Source organism: Bradyrhizobium sp., assembly GCF_036735945.1.
In the GTDB taxonomy this organism is placed as follows: Bacteria; Pseudomonadota; Alphaproteobacteria; order Rhizobiales; family Xanthobacteraceae; genus Bradyrhizobium.
The window spans coordinates 1-20,106 of the sequence record NZ_DAINNI010000008.1 but is presented as its reverse complement, the minus strand read 5'-3'; the positions used below and the strand labels follow the sequence as shown (position 1 = coordinate 20,106).

14 protein-coding genes and 1 tRNA gene are annotated in these 20,106 nt (G+C 65.8%); 6 read left to right on the top strand and 9 right to left on the bottom strand.

The features are described from left to right. The first annotated feature begins 290 nt into the window (after positions 1–290). Genes cpaB through V7E26_RS04605 form a run of 4 tightly spaced genes read left to right on the top strand, consistent with a single transcriptional unit; the run spans position 291 to position 4,633 of the window. The gene (cpaB, locus tag V7E26_RS04620; protein WP_324413959.1) at positions 291–1,088 is read left to right on the top strand and encodes a Flp pilus assembly protein CpaB; all 798 of its coding nucleotides are present in this window, start codon (positions 291–293) and stop codon (positions 1,086–1,088) included. Between the two features lie 17 nt (positions 1,089–1,105). Continuing rightward, positions 1,106–2,566: a type II and III secretion system protein family protein gene (locus V7E26_RS04615; RefSeq protein WP_324413957.1), complete on the top strand. Its 1,461-nt coding sequence runs from the start codon at positions 1,106–1,108 to the stop codon at positions 2,564–2,566. A gap of 40 nt (positions 2,567–2,606) precedes the next feature. After that, the gene (locus V7E26_RS04610) at positions 2,607–3,350 is read left to right on the top strand and encodes a CpaD family pilus assembly protein (RefSeq protein ID WP_324413955.1); all 744 of its coding nucleotides are present in this window, start codon (positions 2,607–2,609) and stop codon (positions 3,348–3,350) included. Then, entirely contained in the window at positions 3,347–4,633 is a 1,287-nt protein-coding gene (locus V7E26_RS04605) for an AAA family ATPase (protein WP_324413952.1), read from the top strand. The genes V7E26_RS04610 and V7E26_RS04605 overlap by 4 nt, the downstream gene beginning before the upstream one ends. 114 nt (positions 4,634–4,747) lie before the next feature. Here the strand turns inward: V7E26_RS04605 and V7E26_RS04600 are convergent, their stop codons facing one another. Together V7E26_RS04600 and V7E26_RS04595 are read right to left on the bottom strand one after the other, a co-directional pair. Beyond that, entirely contained in the window at positions 4,748–5,575 is an 828-nt protein-coding gene (locus V7E26_RS04600) for a tetratricopeptide repeat protein (protein WP_324413949.1), read from the bottom strand. A gap of 136 nt (positions 5,576–5,711) precedes the next feature. Then, complete coding sequence (locus tag V7E26_RS04595; RefSeq protein ID WP_324413947.1) at positions 5,712–5,957, bottom strand: PilZ domain-containing protein; 246 nt, start codon at positions 5,955–5,957, stop codon at positions 5,712–5,714. A gap of 264 nt (positions 5,958–6,221) precedes the next feature. Between V7E26_RS04595 and V7E26_RS04590 the strand changes: the two genes are divergently transcribed. Then, positions 6,222–7,910 (top strand): Na/Pi cotransporter family protein, encoded by a 1,689-nt coding sequence (locus V7E26_RS04590; protein ID WP_324413945.1) that lies wholly within the window; start codon positions 6,222–6,224, stop codon positions 7,908–7,910. Here V7E26_RS04590 and V7E26_RS04585 read toward each other — a convergent pair whose 3' ends face one another. The 6 genes from V7E26_RS04585 to V7E26_RS04560 all read right to left on the bottom strand — a co-directional run bounded on the left by V7E26_RS04585 (position 7,911) and on the right by V7E26_RS04560 (position 19,065). Beyond that, on the bottom strand, positions 7,911–8,249 hold the full coding sequence (locus V7E26_RS04585; protein ID WP_324413943.1) for a lipid-A-disaccharide synthase N-terminal domain-containing protein: 339 nt from the start codon (positions 8,247–8,249) through the stop codon (positions 7,911–7,913). It abuts the gene before it with no gap. Further along, a complete protein-coding gene (locus V7E26_RS04580; RefSeq protein WP_324413941.1) occupies positions 8,249–8,992 on the bottom strand; it encodes a glycosyltransferase family 2 protein in 744 nt (247 codons plus the stop codon). Before V7E26_RS04580 ends, V7E26_RS04585 begins: the two co-directional genes overlap by 1 nt. Positions 8,993–9,064: 72 nt before the next feature. After that, on the bottom strand, positions 9,065–9,910 hold the full coding sequence (locus tag V7E26_RS04575) for a phosphatase PAP2 family protein (protein WP_324413940.1): 846 nt from the start codon (positions 9,908–9,910) through the stop codon (positions 9,065–9,067). A gap of 1 nt (position 9,911) precedes the next feature. Further along, positions 9,912–11,654, bottom strand: coding sequence for an ArnT family glycosyltransferase (locus tag V7E26_RS04570; protein ID WP_324413938.1), 1,743 nt, complete (start codon positions 11,652–11,654; stop codon positions 9,912–9,914). Between the two features lie 77 nt (positions 11,655–11,731). Beyond that, positions 11,732–13,855, bottom strand: coding sequence for a penicillin-binding protein 1C (pbpC, locus tag V7E26_RS04565; RefSeq protein WP_442893354.1), 2,124 nt, complete (start codon positions 13,853–13,855; stop codon positions 11,732–11,734). Further along, positions 13,852–19,065, bottom strand: a complete 5,214-nt coding sequence (locus V7E26_RS04560; protein WP_324413936.1) for an alpha-2-macroglobulin family protein — start codon at positions 19,063–19,065, stop codon at positions 13,852–13,854. The genes pbpC and V7E26_RS04560 overlap by 4 nt, the downstream gene beginning before the upstream one ends. 328 nt (positions 19,066–19,393) lie before the next feature. Here V7E26_RS04560 and V7E26_RS04555 point away from each other — a divergent pair. Next, positions 19,394–19,470, top strand: a tRNA-Arg gene (locus V7E26_RS04555). A gap of 97 nt (positions 19,471–19,567) precedes the next feature. Here V7E26_RS04555 and V7E26_RS04550 read toward each other — a convergent pair. Beyond that, entirely contained in the window at positions 19,568–20,002 is a 435-nt protein-coding gene (locus tag V7E26_RS04550) for a hypothetical protein (protein ID WP_324413934.1), read from the bottom strand. Positions 20,003–20,106 lie beyond the last annotated feature (104 nt).

The following is a 20,106-nucleotide window of genomic DNA, read 5'->3' as shown; positions in this document are numbered from 1 at the left end:
GTGTCGGAACGTCCGGCCCTGAAGCCCCGCCTTGCGCACGGCGCGGACGTCCGACGCTACAGGCAACCTCCACAGGTAGCGCATCGGCATCGCCACCTCCGGGATTTTGCGGACAAAGCTCCTTTTGAACGTAACCAGTCGTTCACCATGACGGTGAATCTCGCCGTCCGATCAACCAAAAATTTCACGCATCAAGCCCCCTTATACCATTGCTGCGTAGTCATTTCTTTCGGGGATGGCTGCGTTGGAATGGGACTCCCTGCGTAAGCGTAAGAGTAGATCGTAAGCGTATGAACATCGCACGTATCGTCGTACTGATCATCGCGTTGGGTGCGGGCGGCGTCGCCGCCTATCTCGCCCGGGGCACGGACGAAAAATCCCGCCCCGCGACCGAACCGGTCGCACAACTGCCGACCGTGGAAATTCTCGTTGCAAAGTCCGACATCGGGCTTGGCCAGCAGGTCAAGGCCGAGGACGTGCAGTGGCAGGCATGGCCCGCTTCGGGTTCCACCGGCAACCTGATCACGCGCGCGAGCAGGGCCGAGGCCATCAACGATGTTGCCGGCTCGATCGCGCGCGTCCCGTTCTATGCGGGCGAGCCGATCCGCGAGCAGAAGCTGGTGAAGGCCAACGGCTCCGGCTTCATGGCCGCCATCCTGCCGACCGGCGCACGGGCGCTCTCGACCGAGATATCGCCTGAAACCGGCGCCGGCGGTTTCATCCTGCCCAACGACCGGGTCGACGTCATTCTCTCCAAGCGCGAGAAGAATCCGGACGGCAAGGGACCCGACGTCGTCCAGTCCGAAATCATCCTCTCCAATATCCGCGTTCTCGCGATCGATCAGGCGCCGAAGGAAAAGGAGGGCAGCAACTCCCTCGTCGGCCGCACGGCCACGCTCGAACTGAAGTCCGACCAGGCCGAGACGCTGGCGCGCGCGCGCCAGAGCGGCTCGCTATCGCTCGCGCTGCGCAGCATCACCGATGCCAACGCGCCCGAAGGACTGACCGAAGAACAGGTCAAGAAACGAACCGAGAGCGTCAACGTGGTTCGCTACGGCATCGCCAATCAAACGACGGCACAGAAGTGACCGAAAGGACATAGGAAATGAAGTCTGGGGAAATCAAGCCGGCAACGCGGAGCGCGGTGGGGCGCACCCTCTTGTTGTCGGCCGTCGCTGCGCTGGCATTCGGCCCGCTATTGCCGGTTGTCGCCGCCGAGTCCGACAAGGATCCGGTGACGACGTCGGCCATCGGTTCGGCCAAGATGCGCTTCCTGTCGCTCGGCATCGGCAAGTCGATGGTCGTCGACCTGCCCCGCGACGTGAAGGACGTGCTGGTTGCCGATCCGAAGATCGCCAACGCCGTCATTCGCTCCCCGCAGCGCGCCTATATCATCGGCGGTGCGGTCGGTCAGACCAATGTGGTGTTCTTCGACGGTGACGGCCAGCAGATCGCTTCCTACGACATCGCGGTCAAGCGCGACCTCAACGGCGTACGCGTCGCGCTGAAGCAGGCGATGCCCGGAATCCAGATCGAGGGCGTCGGCGACAGCGTGCTGCTGACCGGCTCGGTATCGAGCCCGGTCGAGGCCCAGCAGGCCGGTGAGATCGCCGCACGACTGGTCGGCGGAACCGACAAGGTCGTCAACTCCATCGTCGTTCGGGGCCGCGACCAGGTGATGCTGAAAGTCACGGTCGCAGAAGTCCGACGCGATGTCATCAAGCAGATGGGCATCGATCTCAGCGCCAGCCTGAATGTTGGCAACACGTCGGTGGTCTTCAACAACAACAATCCGTTCACCGCCAACAGCGCCCCCCTCGTCCCCGGCAACGCCCTGATCGGGCAATTCGGCTCCGCGCCGTCGGTCAAGGCGACGCTTCGCGCGATGGAAACCGCCGGTGTCGTCAAGACGCTTGCCGAACCCAATCTGACGGCGATATCAGGCGAGTCCGCGACGTTCATCTCGGGCGGCGAATTTCCGATCCCGACCGGCGTGACCTGCCAAACGACGACGGCCGGCGCCATCGGCCAGTGCGTCCAGACCGTCAGCTTCAAGAAGTTCGGCATCTCGCTCAACTTCACGCCGGTCGTGCTGTCCGAGGGACGGATCAGCCTGCGGGTGATGACGGAAGTTTCGGAAGTCTCGACCGAGAACTCGCTGACCGGCGGCGCGGGTGGAACGACCATCCCCTCGATCAAGACCCGCCGCGCCGAGACGACGCTGGAAATTCCCTCCGGTGGCTCGATGGCGATGGCCGGCCTGATCCAGGAGCAGAGCAAGCAGGCGATCAACGGCATGCCCGGCCTCGACCAGATACCGATTTTCGGCCAGTTGTTCCGCAGCCAGGACTTCGTCAACAACCAGACCGAACTGGTGGTGCTGGTGACGCCTTATATCGTGCGCGCGGTCGCGCAGAAGGAATTGTCGCGGCCCGATGACGGATTTGCGCCGGCATCCGATTCCCAGTCCGCACTGCTCGGCCGCATCAACCGCATCTATGGCGTCGCCGCCCACGTCGATCCCGTCGCCGGCGCCCAGGGCAATTTCGGCTTCATCATTGATTGAAACGCAGCACTGTTCACCGCGTGGGGACGAGGACAGAACGATGACATCAGCAACACCGCTCCATCGCATCAAGGCCGCGGGGCTAGTTGGCGCCCTGCTCGGCCTGTCGGCGGCACTCGGCGCCTGCACGTGGCAGTCCGCGGAAGTCGTGACCACGGCAAGCGTGCCGGATGACTACCGCCAGCGTCATCCGATCGCCGTCACCGAAGCCGACCGCTCGATCGTCGTGTTCGTCGGCCGCAGCCGCGGCGGCCTCTCCGGACCGCAGCGCACCGACGTCATGGGCCTCGCGAACATCTGGATGCGCGAAGGGACCGGCGCCATCATCGCCGAAGTCCCGATCGACACCGCGAACGCGCGCGCGGCGGCGGCCTCATACCAGGAGATCCGCTCGGTGCTGATGGCCGGCGGCGTGCCGTCGCGCGCCATCTCGCTGCGCCATTACCACCCCGACGATCCGCGCACGCTGCCGACGATCCGGCTGAGCTATCCGAAGATCTCGGCGGTTGCCGGGCCGTGCGGACTGTGGCCGCAAGATCTCGGGCCGAACATCGACAACGTCGCCTACAACGAAAACCGCTCCTACCACAATTTCGGCTGCGCCACCCAGCGCAACCTTGCGGCGATGATCGACAATCCCGCCGATCTCGAACAACCGCGCAGCGAAAGCCCGGTCTATACGGCGCGACGCAGCGTCGCCTTTGAGAAATACCGCAAGGGCACCCCGACCACGACAACCTATCCCGAAGCCGACAAGGCCAAACTGAGCGATACAGGCAAATGATCAGCCGCGTCTTTCAAAACTCCGACGATCAAGTGGACGACACGCCGGCCCAGCCCGAGGAATACATCTCGCCGGCGCCGCGCGTCTCGGTGCAGGCCTTCTGCGGCGGCGTCGCGGTCGCAACCGCCGTGCGGGCGGCGAGCGAAGACCGCCGTCTCGGCAAGGCTCACCTCACCGTTCACATGGGCGGCATTGTCGCGGCCATCGACACCTATCACAAGGCGCCTACGCCGAACGTCATTCTGATCGAGAGCGAACCCGGCACGGATATTCTCGCGGGGCTCGATGAACTCGCAACCGTCTGCGACGCGGGCACCCGCGTCGTCGTGATCGGCAACGCCAACGACGTCACGCCCTATCGCGAGCTGGTGCGGCGCGGCGTCAGCGACTACATCACCGCGCCGGTCGAACCGATCGACGTGGTGCGCGCGATCTGCGGCCTCTACGCCGCATCGGAAGAAGTGGCCGTCGGCCGCATCGTCGCCGTCGTCGGCGCCAAGGGCGGCGTCGGCGCCTCCACCGTCGCCCACAACGTCGCCTGGGCGATCGCGCGCGACCTCGCGCTCGACTCGGTCGTGATCGATCTCGATCTCGCCTTCGGCACCGCCGGCCTCGACTACAACCAGGATCCGGTTCAGGGCATCGCCAACGCCGTCTTTCAGCAGGAGCGCCCGGACTCCGCGTTCATGGAGCGCCTGCTGGCGAAGTGCTCCGACCGCCTCAACCTGCTGGCGGCGCCGGCGACGCTGGACCAGGTCTACGATTTCGGCGCCGACGCGTTCGATGCGATCTTCGATACGATGCGGATGACGACGCCCTGCATCGTGCTCGACGTTCCCCATCAATGGTCGGCATGGACCAAGCGCACGCTGGTCGGCGCGGACGACATCCTGATCGTCGCCGAGCCCGATCTCGCCAATATGCGTAACGCCAAGAACATGCTGAACGTGCTGAAGGCGGCGCGGCCCAACGACCGTCCGCCGCTGTACTGCCTCAACCAGGTCGGCATGCACAAGCGCCCCGAGATCTCCGTGCGGGAATTCGCCAAGGCGATCGAGAGCCAGCCGATCGCGGCGATTCCGTTCGATTCGAAGATGTTCGGCATGGCCGCCAATAACGGCCAGATGCTCGCGCAGGTTTCGGCCAGGCACCGTGCAACGCAGATGTTCCTGCAGATCGCGCAGCGGATGACGGGACACGCCGTGACCAAGCGGTCGCGCACCTCGTTCCTGACCCCGATCCTCAGGAAGCTGCAGGGCGCGACGGCCCGCCGCAGGGCTTGAAGCGACAAATCTGCCGGGCATCAGCCACGCTGGCGCCCGGCCGAGCCCTCGCTTGTTCATGCTGCGAATAAAGCGCCCAGGCACCGACGCGAGACGCGCTCGTGACTCTACGCCCTAGTCGGAACGCCCGGCCGCGGCGATCGGCATCTTGTCGGCGTCGGCCCGGGCGTTCTCCCTGTCCTTCCGCGCCAGCATCCGCTTCAATTGCGCCACGTTGGCCGCCGCCTCGGCCGGCGGCAGGTCGGCCCTGGCGATCTTTTCGGCCTCGGCAAGGTTGCCCTGCAAGCCGACCACCAGCGCCAGATTGGCGCGGACGCGCGGGTCGCTCCCGCCACGGCTGTAGGCGCGGCGCAGCGTCTCCTCGGCCTTCGGCAGCTCCTTCGAGAGCACGTAGGACAGCCCGAGATTGGACAGCACCGACGGCTGGCCGGGCACGATCTTCAGCGCGCTTCCGTAATATTGCCGCGCCTCCTCGTAGCGGCCGAGCTGGTCGAGCGTCGCACCCTGCGCCGAGAGCAGCCGCCAGTCGGGATCGTCGGGAGTGTGGGCGCGGCCGAGCACGTCGAAGGCCTGCTGGAAATTGCCGTTATCGGCCAGCGCGCGGCCATAGGCGGCCAGCAGGAGCCTGTTGCCGGGATGGGCGATGGAGGCCTGTTCGAGCACCGCGACGGCTTGCGCCCGCTGCCCGCTCGCGCGCAGCGCCTTGCCGTATTTCAGCGCAGCCTCGGCGTCCTTCGGGTCGCTGCGATAGCGTTCCTGGTAGGCTTCAACGTCGCGGCGCGGATCGCTGGTGCGGCTGACCTCGGCCTTTTCGTCGATCGAGCCGGTGATATCTGATAGTCCCGAGCTCGTGCAGCTGCCCAGCCCCAGCGCCAGCATCAAGACGGACGCGCACGCGAGAAACCGCAAGTTGCGGGACGGATGGGACAACTGCTGGAACATGTAGCGGGACTCACGGCGGTAGCTGTCCAGCAGTGTTCCCAGCTTAACCCTAAATTCAGGTTAAACCGTCCCGATTTCACGGTAATAGGCGACCTTTACCGCGCGCAACCTGCCCGGGATTGCCGGCGCAAGGCAGCTAATCGAGGAATTGCGCGCCGAGTTCGCAGCCGATCCGCCATGCCAGGCGGCACTGACGCGGCCGTCCCTCGGTGAAGATCACCGTGAACTCCGGCGGGATCTCGGGATATTCGGCGATGATCTTCACGCCGCCATCCGACATATCCGTAATCATGCAGTCGCGCGGCAATCCGCTCGCAAACTGTATTTTCGCAAAGTTTCTGCACGCACGTCTTATGCTTGTGCGGCGGTTCGCTGCCAACATGTCGGTCCCTGTCCCTGCTCGATGGGATTCACTCGAAGGTGGATCAGCTTTACCGAACATTCGTTGGAATTGGCCTAGCGCGACCGCTCGCAATGCAACTGATGGATTCCAATTCCGTTTACCAAACGTGGCGGCCTACCAAGCGTCAAACGCGGCGGACCCGCCTCAAATGCACTCCGCGCAGGCAATTTTCGGCAAATTAAAGGGTTGATCCACCCTCGTTAGGCGATAGCCTGACCCCTCGACTCGAATTGGTGGATGCGCATGGGAAGTCTGGTTCTTCTCGACCTTATGGGCGGCGTCGCACTGCTGCTATGGGGCCTGCACATGGTCCACAGCGGAATATTGCGCGCGTTCGGGGCGGACCTCCGCCTGCTGCTGGCCAGGGCCCTGAGCAACCGCTTCAGCGCCTTCGGCGCCGGGCTTGGCCTGACCGCGCTGCTCCAGAGCAGCACCGCCACCGCGCTGATCACGAGTTCGTTTACCTCGGAAGGACTCGTCAGCCTGGTTCCGGCGCTTGCCATCATGCTCGGCGCCAATGTCGGCACCACGCTGATCGTGCAGATCCTGTCCTTCAACATCTCGGCGGTCGCGCCGGTGCTGTTCATCATCGGCCTTGTCTCTTTCCGAGCGGGTCCCCGCTCGCGCATCAAGGACATCGGCCGCGTCTTTATCGGGCTCGGGCTGATGCTGCTGGCGCTGCATATCCTGCTCAACACGCTGGCGCCGGCGGAGAACGCACCTGGCGTACGCGTGTTCATGAATGCAATGACCGGCGATCCCGTGCTCTGCATCCTGTTCGCCGCGATCGTGACCTGGCTGGTGCATTCAAGCGTCGCCAGCGTGCTGCTGGTGATGTCGCTGGCCTATGCGCATTTCATCACGCCCTATGCGGCGTTGGCGCTCGTGCTCGGCGCCAATCTCGGCAGCGCCATCAATCCGCTAGTCGAGGGCGCGCGCCGCGATAACCCCGCCAGCTATCGCCTGCCGCTCGGTAACCTCCTCAACCGCCTGGCCGGCATCCTGGTGGTGACGCCGTTCCTGCAACCGATCGCGGACCTCCTGACCGCCTGGCAGCCGGATGCCGCCAAGGCGACCGCCCTGTTCCACATCGCCTTCAACGTCGTGACCGCACTGGTCTTCATCGGCCTGCTCGACGGCATGGCGCGGCTGCTGAAGAAGTTGCTGCCCGAGCGCGTCAAAGAGGCGGATGCGCTGGGGCCGCGCTATCTCGACGAGAGCGCACTGGAGACGCCCTCGCTTGCGCTGGCCGATGCCGCCCGCGAGACGCTGCACATGGGCGATCACGTCGAGATCATGCTACGCAAGGTGATGGCGGCGATGATGACCAACGACCGGGCGCTGGTCGACGAGGTCTCGCAGATGGACAACCGCGTCGACAATCTCGACGAGGCGATCAAGCTCTATGTCACGAAGCTGACGCGCGGCAGTCTCGACGAGCGCGAGGGCCAGCGTGCCATGGAGATCGTCTCCTTCGCGATCAACCTCGAGCATATCGGCGACATCATCGACAAGAATCTGAGCGAGCTTGCCACCAAGAAGATCAAGCGCCGGTTCCAGTTCTCGCCCGAGGGCGCCGAGGAACTGTCGGCATTCCACAAGCGCACGATGGACTCGCTGCGGATCGCGTTCGGCATCTTCATGTCCGGCGACGCCAACGAGGCGCGCAAGCTCCTGGCCGAAAAGACCGCATTGCGCAGCGCCGAGATCGCCGCCACCGAGCGGCACCTCGATCGCCTGCGCGAAGGCCGGCCCGAAACCATCGAGACCACCTCGCTGCATCTCGACGTGCTGCGCGATCTCCGGCGCATCCACTCGCACATCTGCTCGGTAGCCTATCCGGTGCTGGACGCCGCGGGCGAGCTCGCCGCCTATCGGCGGGCAGAGACCGAACTGCCGGCGTTGCCGACGCCGGTGCCGGGACATCCCTGATCAGCGGTCCAGCGTCTTCGAGCCGCTGCCGCGGTTCTTCACGATCAGCATGATGTTTCTGATGTAGATGATGGTGGCCAGCGACTGGCCGAGGATGATCACCGGCTCGCGCTTGGCGACGCCGTAGATCAGCGTCATCACCCCGCCGCCCATCGAGAAGAACCAGAACGCCATCGGCACCACGCTCTGTCCGACGCGTTCGCTGGTGATCCACTGCACCAGGAAGCGCGCGGTGAAGAACAATTGCGCGATCAGCCCGAACGCCAGCCAGAAATCGAATTTGGCGACGAAGACGTCGTAGAGGTAGTCGCCGAGCGCCTGCCCGTATTGAATCAGCATCAGGAAACCTCGGTCGCAACGGGGGTCGGCTTCTTGCGGCGGATCAGCCACCACACGCCGGCGAGATCCATGATCCCGATCCACAGCCGGTCGAAGAAGCCGTAGTTGGACACGCCCGAATGGCGCGGACGGTCGATCACGTCGACATAGGCTATCTCAAAGCCTTCTCGGCGCATCAGCGCCGGCAGGAAACGATGCAGCCCGTCGAAATACGGCATCGACAGGAAGGCCTCACGGGGAAACGCCTTCAGCCCGCATCCGGTGTCGCGGGTGCCGTCTTTCAGGATCGCCTTGCGCACGCCATTGGCGATCTTCGACTGCAGCTTCTTGAAGCCGGTATCCTTGCGCCCGACCCGCTGGCCCGCCGCGAGGCCGACGCGGCCTTCGCCCTTTTCCACCGCGGCGATCAGATCGGCCAGGAACACCGGATTGTTCTGGCCGTCGCCGTCGAGCGTCGCGACGATGGCGCCGCGCGCCGCGCGCACGCCGCTGCGCACCGCCGCCGACTGCCCGGACGAGGCGGCATGTTTCAGCTGCCGGAGCCGGCTGTGCTGCTTCATCAGGTCGGCCAGTCGATCGGCGGTCGCGTCCGTCGAGCCGTCATTGACGTAGATGATCTCGTAGTTCCAGCGGCCGTCGAGCGCGCCGACGATCTCCGCAATCAGCGGGGCGACATTTTCCGCCTCGTTACGCACCGGCACAACGATGGAAACGGCGACCGCATCTCTGTCGGCAGAAGTCAAATCGGCACTCGTCTGGTTGGTTTGGAAGGGCTCGGAACCGGGCCTATCGGGCCGTCTGGGCGGCGTCCGCTTTTATGGGGCGAAAGCGCCGCGGGCAACCCTTTTGAGGCGCCCCGAGGAGGGGCCGACGAGGGGCACAATGCTGCCGTCTTGCTGGATTGCAAACCCCAGCCGGCGGGCTGCGAACCAGTAGCGCACGAACATCGCGCCGATGATGCCGATCAGCGCGCCGGCGACCACGTCGCTTGGATGATGGGCGAGCAGCACAAGACGGGTCGCCACGATGACCACGGCATAGACAGCCATCGCGAACCGGGTCCCCGGCCAGACCGAAGACACCGCGAAAGCGAGCGCAAAGGCGGTCGTGGCATGTCCGGACGGGAAACTGTAGTAGGCCGGACTTCCCGCAAAATGCGAGAAGTGGAAGGCATTGGCCTCGCCGCCGACAAACGGCCGGCCACGGCCGACACAATATTTCAGCACCTCGGTCACCAGGTTGGAAACGGCGACGGCCAGGAAGAGGAATTGCAGCCGCGTCCCGAGGCCAAGCAGCAGCGATCGCTGGATGCCGCGCAAGGCCGGTGCTGCGAGCGCGAGCACAATCAACAGGACGCCGAGCGCGGACAGTACATATTCGTCCTTGCCGAAATCGGTGAGGATGCGAACCCACCACAGCGAGGGCGTGCCGCGTTTCGGCATCTGGTTGATTTCCCAGGCATCGATCGCATACATCAGCACGATGATCGCAGCGCTTAGACCCGTCGTCAGCCACAATACGTGCCGGGCCGCCCGGCGCGCGGCCTCGGCCCGCCGCGAATGCGACGGCGGGCGCACGAGCTGCGCCAGCGACAGCCAGCTCAGCGTCGCCAGGCGCGCGACATAGTTCCGGGAGTCGGCGACAACGGGCTTCGCACCCATCCTATTCCGTTCCCTCCGAGCGGAAGATCGCGATCGAGATCGCCCTGCCCTGCGAGATGTTGTAGCCCTCGATCCGTTTCGCCACGTTGTAGCGCAGCCCAATCGCCTCGGCGCGCTGCACGAAGGCGCGTTCGGTGCGCGACTCGATCAGCGCGAAGCGGCAACTGCCCTGCCCCAGGAAATCGGCCGCGCCCGATCCATCTGTCAGCAGCGTGCCGGTGCCGGCCATGAAGACGAGGCTCGGTTCGTGGAAGCCGGCCGCGGCCGCCTTCGGCCCGACGCAGACCACGTTGCGCAGCGCGCGCGCGATCTCGGCGCTGGGAAACATCGCGGTCAGCGACGGCATCACGATGCCGTAGATTCCGATAGCGAGAAACATCGCGGCGACCACGGCATTGAGCAGCGAGCGCTCGGCGCGGCGGTCCTCGAACATCCACCAGGCGATCAGGCCAAAGATCATGGACGCTGCCAGGAACGGCCACGCCGGGAATGCCGGGTAATGCGTCAGCTTGATCGCGCCCGCCACCGCAATCACGGCGGCGCCCGCGGGTACGACAAACCACCATGCCGCGCCGCGCATCAGCCAGGACCGCGACAGCACGCGGCGCTCGAGCGCGCCGGCGGTGAGGATCGCAATCGCCGGATAGAGCGGCAGCACGTAATGCGGCAGCTTGGTCAAAACAGCCTCGAACACGATCCATGACGGGACCAGCCACGCCAGGAGGTACTGCGCACCGGGCTCACGCCGCGCGCGCCACACCGCCGGCGCCGCCATCCCGGCCAGCGCCGCGCCCGGCCAGAAGGTGATCCAGAACAGCAGGAGATAAAGGCCGGGCGGCGCGCCATGGGATTCCTGCGCGCCGATCTTGCTCAGCATGTCGCCGCCGAGCGAATTGGAGAAGAACGCCTCGCCGGCGCGCCAGAAGATCGCCACGAACCATGGCAGCACCAGCACCAGCGTCCACATCAGGCCCCATAGCGGGCGCAGCCGCCACAGCCATGCCGCCGAGCGGTCGAGGATCGCGAGCGCCACGATCGTCAGTCCGACGAACATCAGGATCAGCGGACCCTTGAGCAGGATGCCGCCGGCCAGCGCCGTCCAGAAGATCGCAGGCGCCGTCCAAGACGGACGCTCCGTGTCCTCGCCCCGCTGCCAGGCGAGATAGACCCGCGCCATCGCCCCCATCGCGGCGACGACGGTCAGCAGCAGCATTGCGTCGGTCTTGGCGAGCCGCGCCTCGACGCCGAGCAGGACGGATGCGCACATCATTAGCGCCGCCAGCGCCGCCGCCTGCCGCGTGACGAAGGCCAGCGCCGCCCAGTAGGTCAGGAGAACCGCGCCGATCGCACCGATCAATGAGGGGATACGGTAGAGCCAGATGCGCAGCTGCGCGCGCGGCAGGCCGAGCGATGACGCCGTTTCGACGACGGCCGCCTGCAGCCAATAAATCCCGACCGGCTTCTTGTAGCGGACATCGTCCTGGAAGCGGATATCGACGAAATCGCCGCTCTCCACCATCTGCTTGGTCGCCTGCGCGAAGCGTGCCTCGTCGCGGTCGATCGCCGGAATGTTGAAGAAACCGGGCAGGAACAGCACCAGCCCGCAGAGCACCAGGAATACGACCGCGCGGAAGTGGTTCGCGGTCGCAAAGTCGAACACGGCCGCGACCCTGCGCCCGGAATGCGCAGGTTTTACAGGCTGTTGGCCCGCTCCGAAGCGTGGCTGGCGCAAGGTTTCGACCATGCTGCTCGCATACGCTGAAACCGCACTGCAAACAACACCGCAAAATCCCTAAGTCGTGGGCAACAGGGGGTTTTTCCTCACTGTACCCGGATCACCACGGTATCGGCCGCCCCGGTCGCGTCGATCACCGTCAGCCGGGCAAAGCCCGGTCCCGGCGGATCGACCAGGCGCTGGCGGCGGCTGTCGATCTCGCCGACCGAGGTCCCGTTCAGCATGACGGTCAGCGGCAGCACGCCGCCGGCGACCTTGATGGGCATCGGCGCGCCCTGCCCGCCCGCCGAACGGTCGATGTCGATGCGCGAGCCGTTGAGCGGAAACTGGATGCGCGGCATCTGATCGCTGCCGGTGCGGATCAGTTCCCCGACCGGGCGGAAGCGGCGCAGCGGCAGCGGCAGTTTGGCGTTGCTGGCCATCAGCGCGCCCTTCGGCGCCCGCGGCAGCGCCGCCGGAATCTTGCCGGTGCGCGCAAAGGCATCGAACAGGATCGGCGCGGCGGCGGTGCGGCCGACGAGGCCCGGTACCGGCGCGCCGTCGGGACGGCCGACCCACACGCCGATGGTAATGCGGCCGTCGAAACCGACCGACCACGCGTCGCGATAGCCGTAGCTGGTGCCGGTCTTGAACGCGATTTTGTTGTGCACGCCGTTTTCCGGCGGCGGCGTACCAAGCAGCACATTGCCGACCTGCCAGGCGGCGACCTGGTCCATCAGCCGCAGCGGCTCGCGATCGTCGTTGGCGAGCAGGATCTCGCGCAGCGGTTTGGCCGCGCCGAGCCGCGCCAGCCCGGCATAGAGTTGCGCCAGATCCTGCAGGGTGATGCCGACGCCACCCAGGCCCATCGCAAGGCCGGGCGCCTCGTCCTTCGGCAGCACGAGGTTGCCGCCGGCCTGCTTCAGCCGCGACGACAGCCGGCTCGCGCCGACGCGGTCGAGCAAGGCAATCGCCGGCACGTTCAGCGAGAGCTGCAGCGCCTTGCGCACCGGCACCGTGCCCTGGAACGTCATGTCGAAATTTTCAGGCGCGTAGGAGCCGAACCGGATCGGACGGTCGTCGATCAGGCTTTCCGGATGGACGAAGCCGTCCTCGAAGGCGAGACCGTAGATGAACGGTTTCAGTGTCGACCCCGGCGAGCGTACCGCGCGAGTCATGTCGACCTGTCCGGCACGGCGTTCGTCGAAATAGTCTGACGAGCCGACGCGGGCCAGCACGTCGCCGCTCTCATTGTCGACCGCGATGATCGCGACCGAAATGTCCGGCCCCTGCGCCAGCGCACGGTCGCGCGCCAGCGCCTCCAGCGTTTTCTGCAAGCTCGAATCCAGCGTCAGCCTGATCAGCGGCGTGTCCTTCACCGTCGCCATCGCCGCATCGGAGGAATGCGGCGCCAGGATCGGCATCGGCTTGCGAACCCGCGGCACCGCCACAGCCTTGGCCTGGCTCGCGTCCTCCTTCGACACGACGCCATCCTCGACCATGCGCGCCAGCACGCGGTCGCGCGCGGCGTGCGCTGCTTCCGGATGACGGTCGAGCCGGCGGCGCTCCGGCGATTGCGGCAGCGCGACCAGAAGTGCTGCTTCCGCGAGCGAAAGCCGCTTCGGCTCCTTGCCGAAATAGCCAAGGGAAGCGGCGCGGATGCCCTCGAGATTGCCGCCGAACGGCGCCAGCGCCAGATAGAGATCGAGGATTTCGTCCTTGCTCAGTTGCCGCTCGATCTGAACCGCGCGCACCATCTGGCGCAACTTTGCAGAGACCGAGCGCTCGCGCCGCGGCTCCAGCAGCCGCGCCAATTGCATTGTGATGGTCGAGCCGCCGGAAACGATATGGCCGCTGGTGGTGAACTGCAGCGCCGCGCGCCCGAGCGCCAGCGGATCGACGCCGCCGTGCGACCAGAAGCGGCGGTCCTCGTAGGCCAGCAGCAGCTTGAGATAGGTCGGATCGACCGACGTCTTCGCATCGACCGGCAGCCGCCACCGGCCGTCGGCCATCGCGTAGGCGCGCAAGAGCTTGCCGTTGCGGTCGACGACGGTGGCGGAGACATTTCGCGCCTGCTCCAGCGGCAGCGGCCCGAGCGAGAACACCCAGCCGCCGAAGGCGGTGGTCATCACGATGAGGATGAAGGCCAATGCAACGGCGGCGCGGAAAAAGCGGCGCCGACCAATAGCACCGCCGCCGCCATGGCCGGTATGGTTGCCCTTCTCGCTCATTTCGCCGCACGCACCTCAACCGAGCCGGTGCCGGTGCGGCCGTAGCGCGAGGGGTTGTACATGTCCTCGACATAGGCTTGCGGCAGAACGTATTTGCCGGGCGAGACCGCGCGCACGATATAGGCCACCGTGAACACCGACTGGTCGTCGCTGGCCCGATCGATCGCCGCCGTGAAGCGGTCGTCGCGGAACTCGGTATTCTCAGGCTCCTCGCCGTCCTCGATCCAGTCGAGCGTGCCCGAGTCACCCGACGACACCAGGCGCGGGTTGTCGATCTCGAGGCCGGCCGGCAGATAGTCCGACACCATGATGTGCCCGTATTCCGGCTTGGCCTCGGTGATCTTCAACACCACCGCGAAACGATCGTTCTGCCTGGCCTTGCTGACGTCGGCCGGCTTGCCGTCGAGCGTGAAATAGTTGCGCTCGATCTTGAAGCCGTTGGACGCCGCGGGCTCTGGGGTAACGGGGGAGCCCGAGACCGAGACCACCGCCTGCACCGGCGCGTCGCCGGTGTTGGTGATCTTGACCGGCTTGCCGGCCACCGCCTCGGCCTTGTAGCTGCGATAGACCGCGGCCTTCACCGACGAACCGTCGATGTCGAGCGACAACGTCTCCTTCGACAGCGCCCGCGCGGCCAGCACCATCCACGCATTCTCCTGCGTCGAAGTGTAAGGCGTCAGTCCCCGCGCCGCTTCGACCCGCGCGACCGCCTGCGTCAACGTCGCGCGCGGGGCATTGCCTTCGCTGGCAAGCGAGACCAGCGCCGCCGCATCGCGCAGCTGCGAGCCGTAATCGGTACGGCCGAACTCGAACACGGGCTTTGGCGCCAGCGCTTCCACCGCCGCCGAATAGACCCGCTCTGCCCGTGTCCGGTCTCCGACCAGCGCCAGCGCCGCCGCAAGCTGCGACTTCGCAATCGGCGTCGCCAAATTATTCAGCTTGGTATCGGCGAGATAGCGGAGGTCGCCGATCGGCGCCGCGCCGTTGCGGGCGAGTACGTAGAGGCCGTAGGCCAGATCGCGGCCACCGTCCTTTTCCGGCTCGTTGGCGTTGACCACCGAGTTCCTGATGCGGTCGAGCGCGTTCTTGAACAGCACGTCCGGCACCGCAAAGCCCTTCTCGCGGGCCCGGGTCAGGAAGTCGGTCACGTAGGCGTCGAGCCAGGCGTCTTCGCCGCCGGCCGACCACAGGCCGAACGAGCCGTTCGAGCCCTGCCGCGCCAGCAGGCGTTCGATAGCGTCCCTGATGCGCTGGTCGACGGCGGTATCCATCGCCAGATGCGCGCCGGCCGCGAGGTCGTTGACATAGAGCAGCGGCATCGCCCGGCTGGCGATCTGCTCGGAGCAGCCGTGCGGATAGCGATCCAGCGCCTTGAGAATGGTCGCCGCATCCAGCGCGGTCGAGAGGCCGATCGAGAGCGACACGCTGCCGGTACCCGCGACGAGGTCGGAGAACATGTCCGGGCTCAGCGTCAGGCTCTCGCCCTTCGCCAATGTCCGGATCGAACGCCGCGCCAGCACCTGCGTCGCCGCCTTGACGTCAAGCGCGTAATGCCGCGCCAGCGTCAGCCCGTTCGGGCCCTTGATGTCGACGTCGAGATTGGCGGTGCCGGCGCCGCCGGCATCGAGCGCCAGCGACATCGAGGTCCGCTGCTTCGCGGCGAGCTTCACCGTGGTGGTCGGATTGCCCGTCACCTTCACCGGACCCGAGGTCTTCACGCTGATGCTGTAGTCACCGGGCGCGCCTTCGACATTGTCGAGATCGAAACTCATCGTGCCCTTGTCGCCGTTGAGCAGGAAGCGCGGCAGCGTTGCCGTCAGCACCACGGGATCGCGCACGGTGACGTCGATCGTGGCGCGGCCGAGCCTGGTCGCGGTCCACGCCACCGCCATGACGCGCGCGGTGCCGGCGAACTCCGGAATGTCGAAGCTGATTTCGGCAGTGCCGTCGGCGCCGACCGTGACGATGCCGGAATAGAGCGCCAGCGGCTTTTGCGTGGGCGGCGAGCCCTGCAGCTCGGCGCCGGCAGAGTCACCGCCGGTGCGGATCTGGCCGCGGGTGCCCTGCATGCCGTCGATCAACTGGCCGTAGAGGTCGCGGATTTCGGCGGTGAGGCGGCGCTGGCCGAGATAGTAATCGTCCGGCGCCGGCGGCTTGTAGTTCGTCAGGTTGAGAATGCCGACATCGACCGCAGCAACCACGATCTTGGCGTCCTCGCCGGGGTTGAGCCCGCCGAGCTTGACCGGGATCTTCAGGCTGGTGCCGGGCCGCACCAGGGGCTGTGGCGACAGCGCGACCTGCAGCGTGCGGGTCTTCTTGTCGATGCCGAACCATTTCAGGCCGATCGCCCGGCCGGGCATCCGCAGCGCCGCAGCATCCAGCGGACGGCGCAGCGTCGCCAGCACATAGGCGCCGGTGCCCCAGTCCTTGCCGACGGCAAGCCTGACCTGCTGGGTGCCTTCCTTGACGTCGATGGTCTGCGTCGTCAGCAGGCGGTCGCCGAGCACGTTGACGGTCAGCTTGCCGGCGGTCCGCGCGTTGACCGACACCACCATGGTGTCGCCGGAAGCATATTCCGGCTTGTCGATCGAGGTCTCCAGCAGGTCAGGCGTGTCGGCGCTGCCGTCGGAGTACCAGCCGACGTCGAACTGCACCGAGGTGATCGGGCCATCGGCATCTGATGATTTGACGTCGAGGCGATAGCGGCCGGGCTCCGGCGACACCGACACACGGGCCGCCTTGTCAGCGGTCAGCGCCAGCTCGCCGTCGGCGACACGCCTGGTCGATTTGACCGGCTCATATTCCCAGGACGAGTTCTGGCGGTACCACTGATAGCGCGACTCCATCTTCAGGAGTTCGTAGCGCAGGCCATCCCGCGCCAGTTGCTTGCCCTCCGGGCTGACGAAGATGACGTCGAACTCGGCCTTGTCGCCCTCGGCGACGCTCTTGTCGCCGAACAGGGGCTTGATGCCGATCAGCGCCGCCGCCGGCGCCACCGGCAGCACCAGCTTGCGCTCGACCGCGCGGCCGCCGGTCTCCACCATGCGGATGAAGATCTGCGCTTCCTGCGGGCGGGTGGAGGTCGGCGCCTTGGCCAGCGAGACCGGGAAGGTCGCAACGCCATTGGCGTCGGCTTCCGGCAGGTTTTCGATCGGGGTGCGCTCGTTGGAGGCGGTCTCCTCGTCGGCGACGCCGAACTGGTAGCCGGGATAGCCCGGCCGGCCCGAGGCCGCCGGGGCCACCAGCATGTCGCCTTCGAGCTGCAGGCCCGACGCCGGCGCGCCATAGAGGAACTTGCCGGCGACCTTGAGCTCGACCGGCCCCTCGGCCTTGATCATCTTGTCCTTGGCCGAGATATCGAACTCGATCCTTTCAGGGATGTAGTCCTCGACCATGAAGGTGGTCTCGCCGACCGACGAGCCCTTCGGATCGGTGAAGGCGCGCACCCGCCAGGTCCCGGTCGGCACCGCCGAATTCAGCGCCACGGCCATCGAGCGGCCGCCGGCGCCCTGGTCGGGCAGCACGGCGCGGCGGAATTCGACGCCGTCCGGCCGCTCGATCACCAGCGTCAGCGGCCCGCCGGCCATCGCATTGCCCTGCCCGTCGCGCAGCAGCGCGGTCAGATAGACCGTCTCGTTGGAACGGTAGACGCCGCGCTCGGCATAGACGAAGGCGTCGGCGCCCGCAGGCACCACCCGCCCCGAGACGCCGCGGTCCGTGAGGTCGAAGGCGTTGGTCTTCAGGCTGAGGAAGGCGTAGTCGGCCTTCTCGCTCATGACCGTCAAAAGCGCCGGCGACAGGCCGCCCTCGCCGCGCGCCAGCCCGGCCTCGAACAGCACGTGGCCGGCATCGTCGGTCTTGCGGGTGGCGAGGATCTCGTTGTTGCGCGCAACCAGCCGCACCTCGGCCTTTGATACGGCTTCGGTCGAGGCCAGCGAATTGACGAAGACGTGGATGCCGTCATTGCCGGAAAACGCCGTCAGGCCCATGTCGGAGACGATGAACCATTGCGTCGCCAGCGAGCCGTCATCGTCGCCGCCGCTGCCGGGCCCCTTGGCCGTCGCCGTCATCACGTAGACACCGGGCTGCAGGTCGCCGAGCGCCTGGTCGACCGGGAATGCCGTCACCACGTCCTGGTTCAGCGTCGAGGCGGTGGCGAGCTCGCCGGACCAGACCTTGACGCCGCGCTCGTTGCCGAGATCGGAAAGCTGGTAGCTGGAGAGCGTCTTCTGGAAGTCGCTGTCCACCACCGTGTTGATCAGGTTGCGGTCGCCGATCCGGAACACGTTGACATTCACCGCCGGCGTATTGACGCTGACCAGCGGAATGCCGCGCTGGCCGGTACGCGGCAGCACATAGGCGCGGCCGGTGAAGCGCACGAACGGCTTGCGGTCGCGGACATAGATATTGAATTCGGCCGATTTCGGCAGTGTCTCCTTCACCGTGGACGGCAGGCCGGCGCGCAGGTTGATGTTGTAGCGCTCGCCATGCTTCAGCCCGTCGACGCAGAGCTGCTTGCCCTCGCTGGTCAGCGCCGGCTTGTCGGTGCCGGCCTGCGCCACGAACGGCGCGAAATCGACCCGTTTGGCCAGTTCTTCGGAGAACTGGAAGCAGGCGCGCGGCGAAGCGCCGTCGGAATCGACGCTGTAATCGAGCAGGCGGAAGCCGTGCTGATCGCGCATCTTCTCGTACTGGCCGCGTACTTCAGCGACTTCGCGCATGTCGAGCGACATCCGCAAAGCATCCAGCGCCGGTCGCCATAGCTTGCGCTCGGACATCGCGCGACCCAGCACGGCGAGCGCGTCGGCCTCCTCGGCCTGGTTGCCGGCGCGCTGATAGGCGATGTAGGCGGCGGTCGCCGCGCGCTCGTACAGGAAAGTCTGTTCGCTGGAACTGGCGGCACGGATCTGGAAGATCGTCTTGGCGAGCTTGAGCCAGTTGGCGCTGTCTTCCGGCGTGGTGGCGGCGATCTGGCCGAGGACCTGCAGGCCCGTGCGGAAATCGGAACGCCGGAAGGCGGCATCGGCGTCGTTCTTCAGCGTCGCGGAGGATTTTGCCACCGGCCCCGCCTCGCTCTTGATCTGGGCCGCCAGCTTGACGGCCGAATCGGCCAGTTCGTCGCGCTTGAACGCCTTGTCCGCGGCCGCTGCCGCCGTCAGGCCAAGCGCCAGCGTGGCGCAAATCACGGTGGCGCGAACCAAACCGATCATGATGGGCTCCTTGCCGCGGACATCAGCCGCGTAACGACCAAAAAAGGCGCGAAAAGGTGACGGACTGATGGCAGTAACGCGAAGGCTTGCGAAAAGGTCGCATGCATGGGTCAGGCAGTCCAAACGATCGCTCCCGCCCTGACCGGCGCAGCGCCGGCGGGCAGGCATGTGTCAGAGGCAGGCACTCAAGGTTATGGCCCGCCGTGGCTTTGTCGCAAGCTTGAGGAAATCGGTTCGACCCTCTTGGCGGGAAAGCGGATTTTTCATATTGGCCGTGCTAGGAAAGAACGGTTTATAAGGCGGAGCCTCGCGCGGCCACCGCCCGGACGGTCCCATAGCTCAACTGGATAGAGTAACGGATTTCTACTCCGTGGGTTGCAGGTTCGAATCCTGCTGGGATCGCCACCGCACACACTATCCCGTGCTGTCCGACACGGTCATTTTGCGAGAGACCCATAGCTCTCTGTGGCGGAGAACGGCCGATGCGGCAATAACACCAAGTCTAAATCGGGCCGCGCACGCTCGAAGGCTTGGCTTTGTTCCATCCGAGCAGCCGCGCAATGATCTGCTTCTTGTGCCCCAAGATTGGCCCTTCGATCAGATGCCAGGACATGAAAGCGCAGAGCGATGCGAGGATCGTTGAAATGATCCAGTTGATCCACCAGACGCGAGCCTCGGGAAACAACGACACCAGGGTCTGCTGGACGACGCAACCATAGAGATAAATGCCGTACGACAAGTCGACTCTTTTCATGAAGCCAAACTTGGGCGGATGAAGCGTTCCCAAATAAACCGTGACATAGGTGATTGGGATGATCGCCAGATAGTTTTTCCCCGCACCCTGAAAGAACAGGAGTGACAGCACAACGCTCGCAACGAAAAGCGGAAAGCTGGATGGGATCTTATCGCGATAGACATAGAAGCATGTGCCGGTCATGAAACAGAGAGCGAGCAGATGACCGGGTGGCCTCGCGTGCGAATTTGGTCCTAGCCCGTCTTATTCATGATTGCCGGGCGGGCTGGTGGAACATTTCGGGTCGG

Bases quoted from the DNA above. Each gene is read 5' to 3' on its own strand.
- V7E26_RS04550 (WP_324413934.1), bottom strand. From the start codon at position 20,002: ATGACCGGCACATGCTTCTATGTCTATCGCGATAAGATCCCATCCAGC.
- V7E26_RS04615 (WP_324413957.1), top strand. From the start codon at position 1,106: ATGAAGTCTGGGGAAATCAAGCCGGCAACGCGGAGCGCGGTGGGGCGC.
- V7E26_RS04590 (WP_324413945.1), top strand. From the start codon at position 6,222: ATGGGAAGTCTGGTTCTTCTCGACCTTATGGGCGGCGTCGCACTGCTG.
- V7E26_RS04570 (WP_324413938.1), bottom strand. From the start codon at position 11,654: ATGGTCGAAACCTTGCGCCAGCCACGCTTCGGAGCGGGCCAACAGCCT.
- V7E26_RS04595 (WP_324413947.1), bottom strand. From the start codon at position 5,957: ATGTTGGCAGCGAACCGCCGCACAAGCATAAGACGTGCGTGCAGAAAC.
- V7E26_RS04585 (WP_324413943.1), bottom strand. From the start codon at position 8,249: ATGCTGATTCAATACGGGCAGGCGCTCGGCGACTACCTCTACGACGTC.
- pbpC (WP_442893354.1), bottom strand. From the start codon at position 13,855: ATGAGCGAGAAGGGCAACCATACCGGCCATGGCGGCGGCGGTGCTATT.
- V7E26_RS04575 (WP_324413940.1), bottom strand. From the start codon at position 9,910: ATGGGTGCGAAGCCCGTTGTCGCCGACTCCCGGAACTATGTCGCGCGC.
- V7E26_RS04560 (WP_324413936.1), bottom strand. From the start codon at position 19,065: ATGATCGGTTTGGTTCGCGCCACCGTGATTTGCGCCACGCTGGCGCTT.
- V7E26_RS04600 (WP_324413949.1), bottom strand. From the start codon at position 5,575: ATGTTCCAGCAGTTGTCCCATCCGTCCCGCAACTTGCGGTTTCTCGCG.
- V7E26_RS04605 (WP_324413952.1), top strand. From the start codon at position 3,347: ATGATCAGCCGCGTCTTTCAAAACTCCGACGATCAAGTGGACGACACG.
- V7E26_RS04610 (WP_324413955.1), top strand. From the start codon at position 2,607: ATGACATCAGCAACACCGCTCCATCGCATCAAGGCCGCGGGGCTAGTT.
- cpaB (WP_324413959.1), top strand. From the start codon at position 291: ATGAACATCGCACGTATCGTCGTACTGATCATCGCGTTGGGTGCGGGC.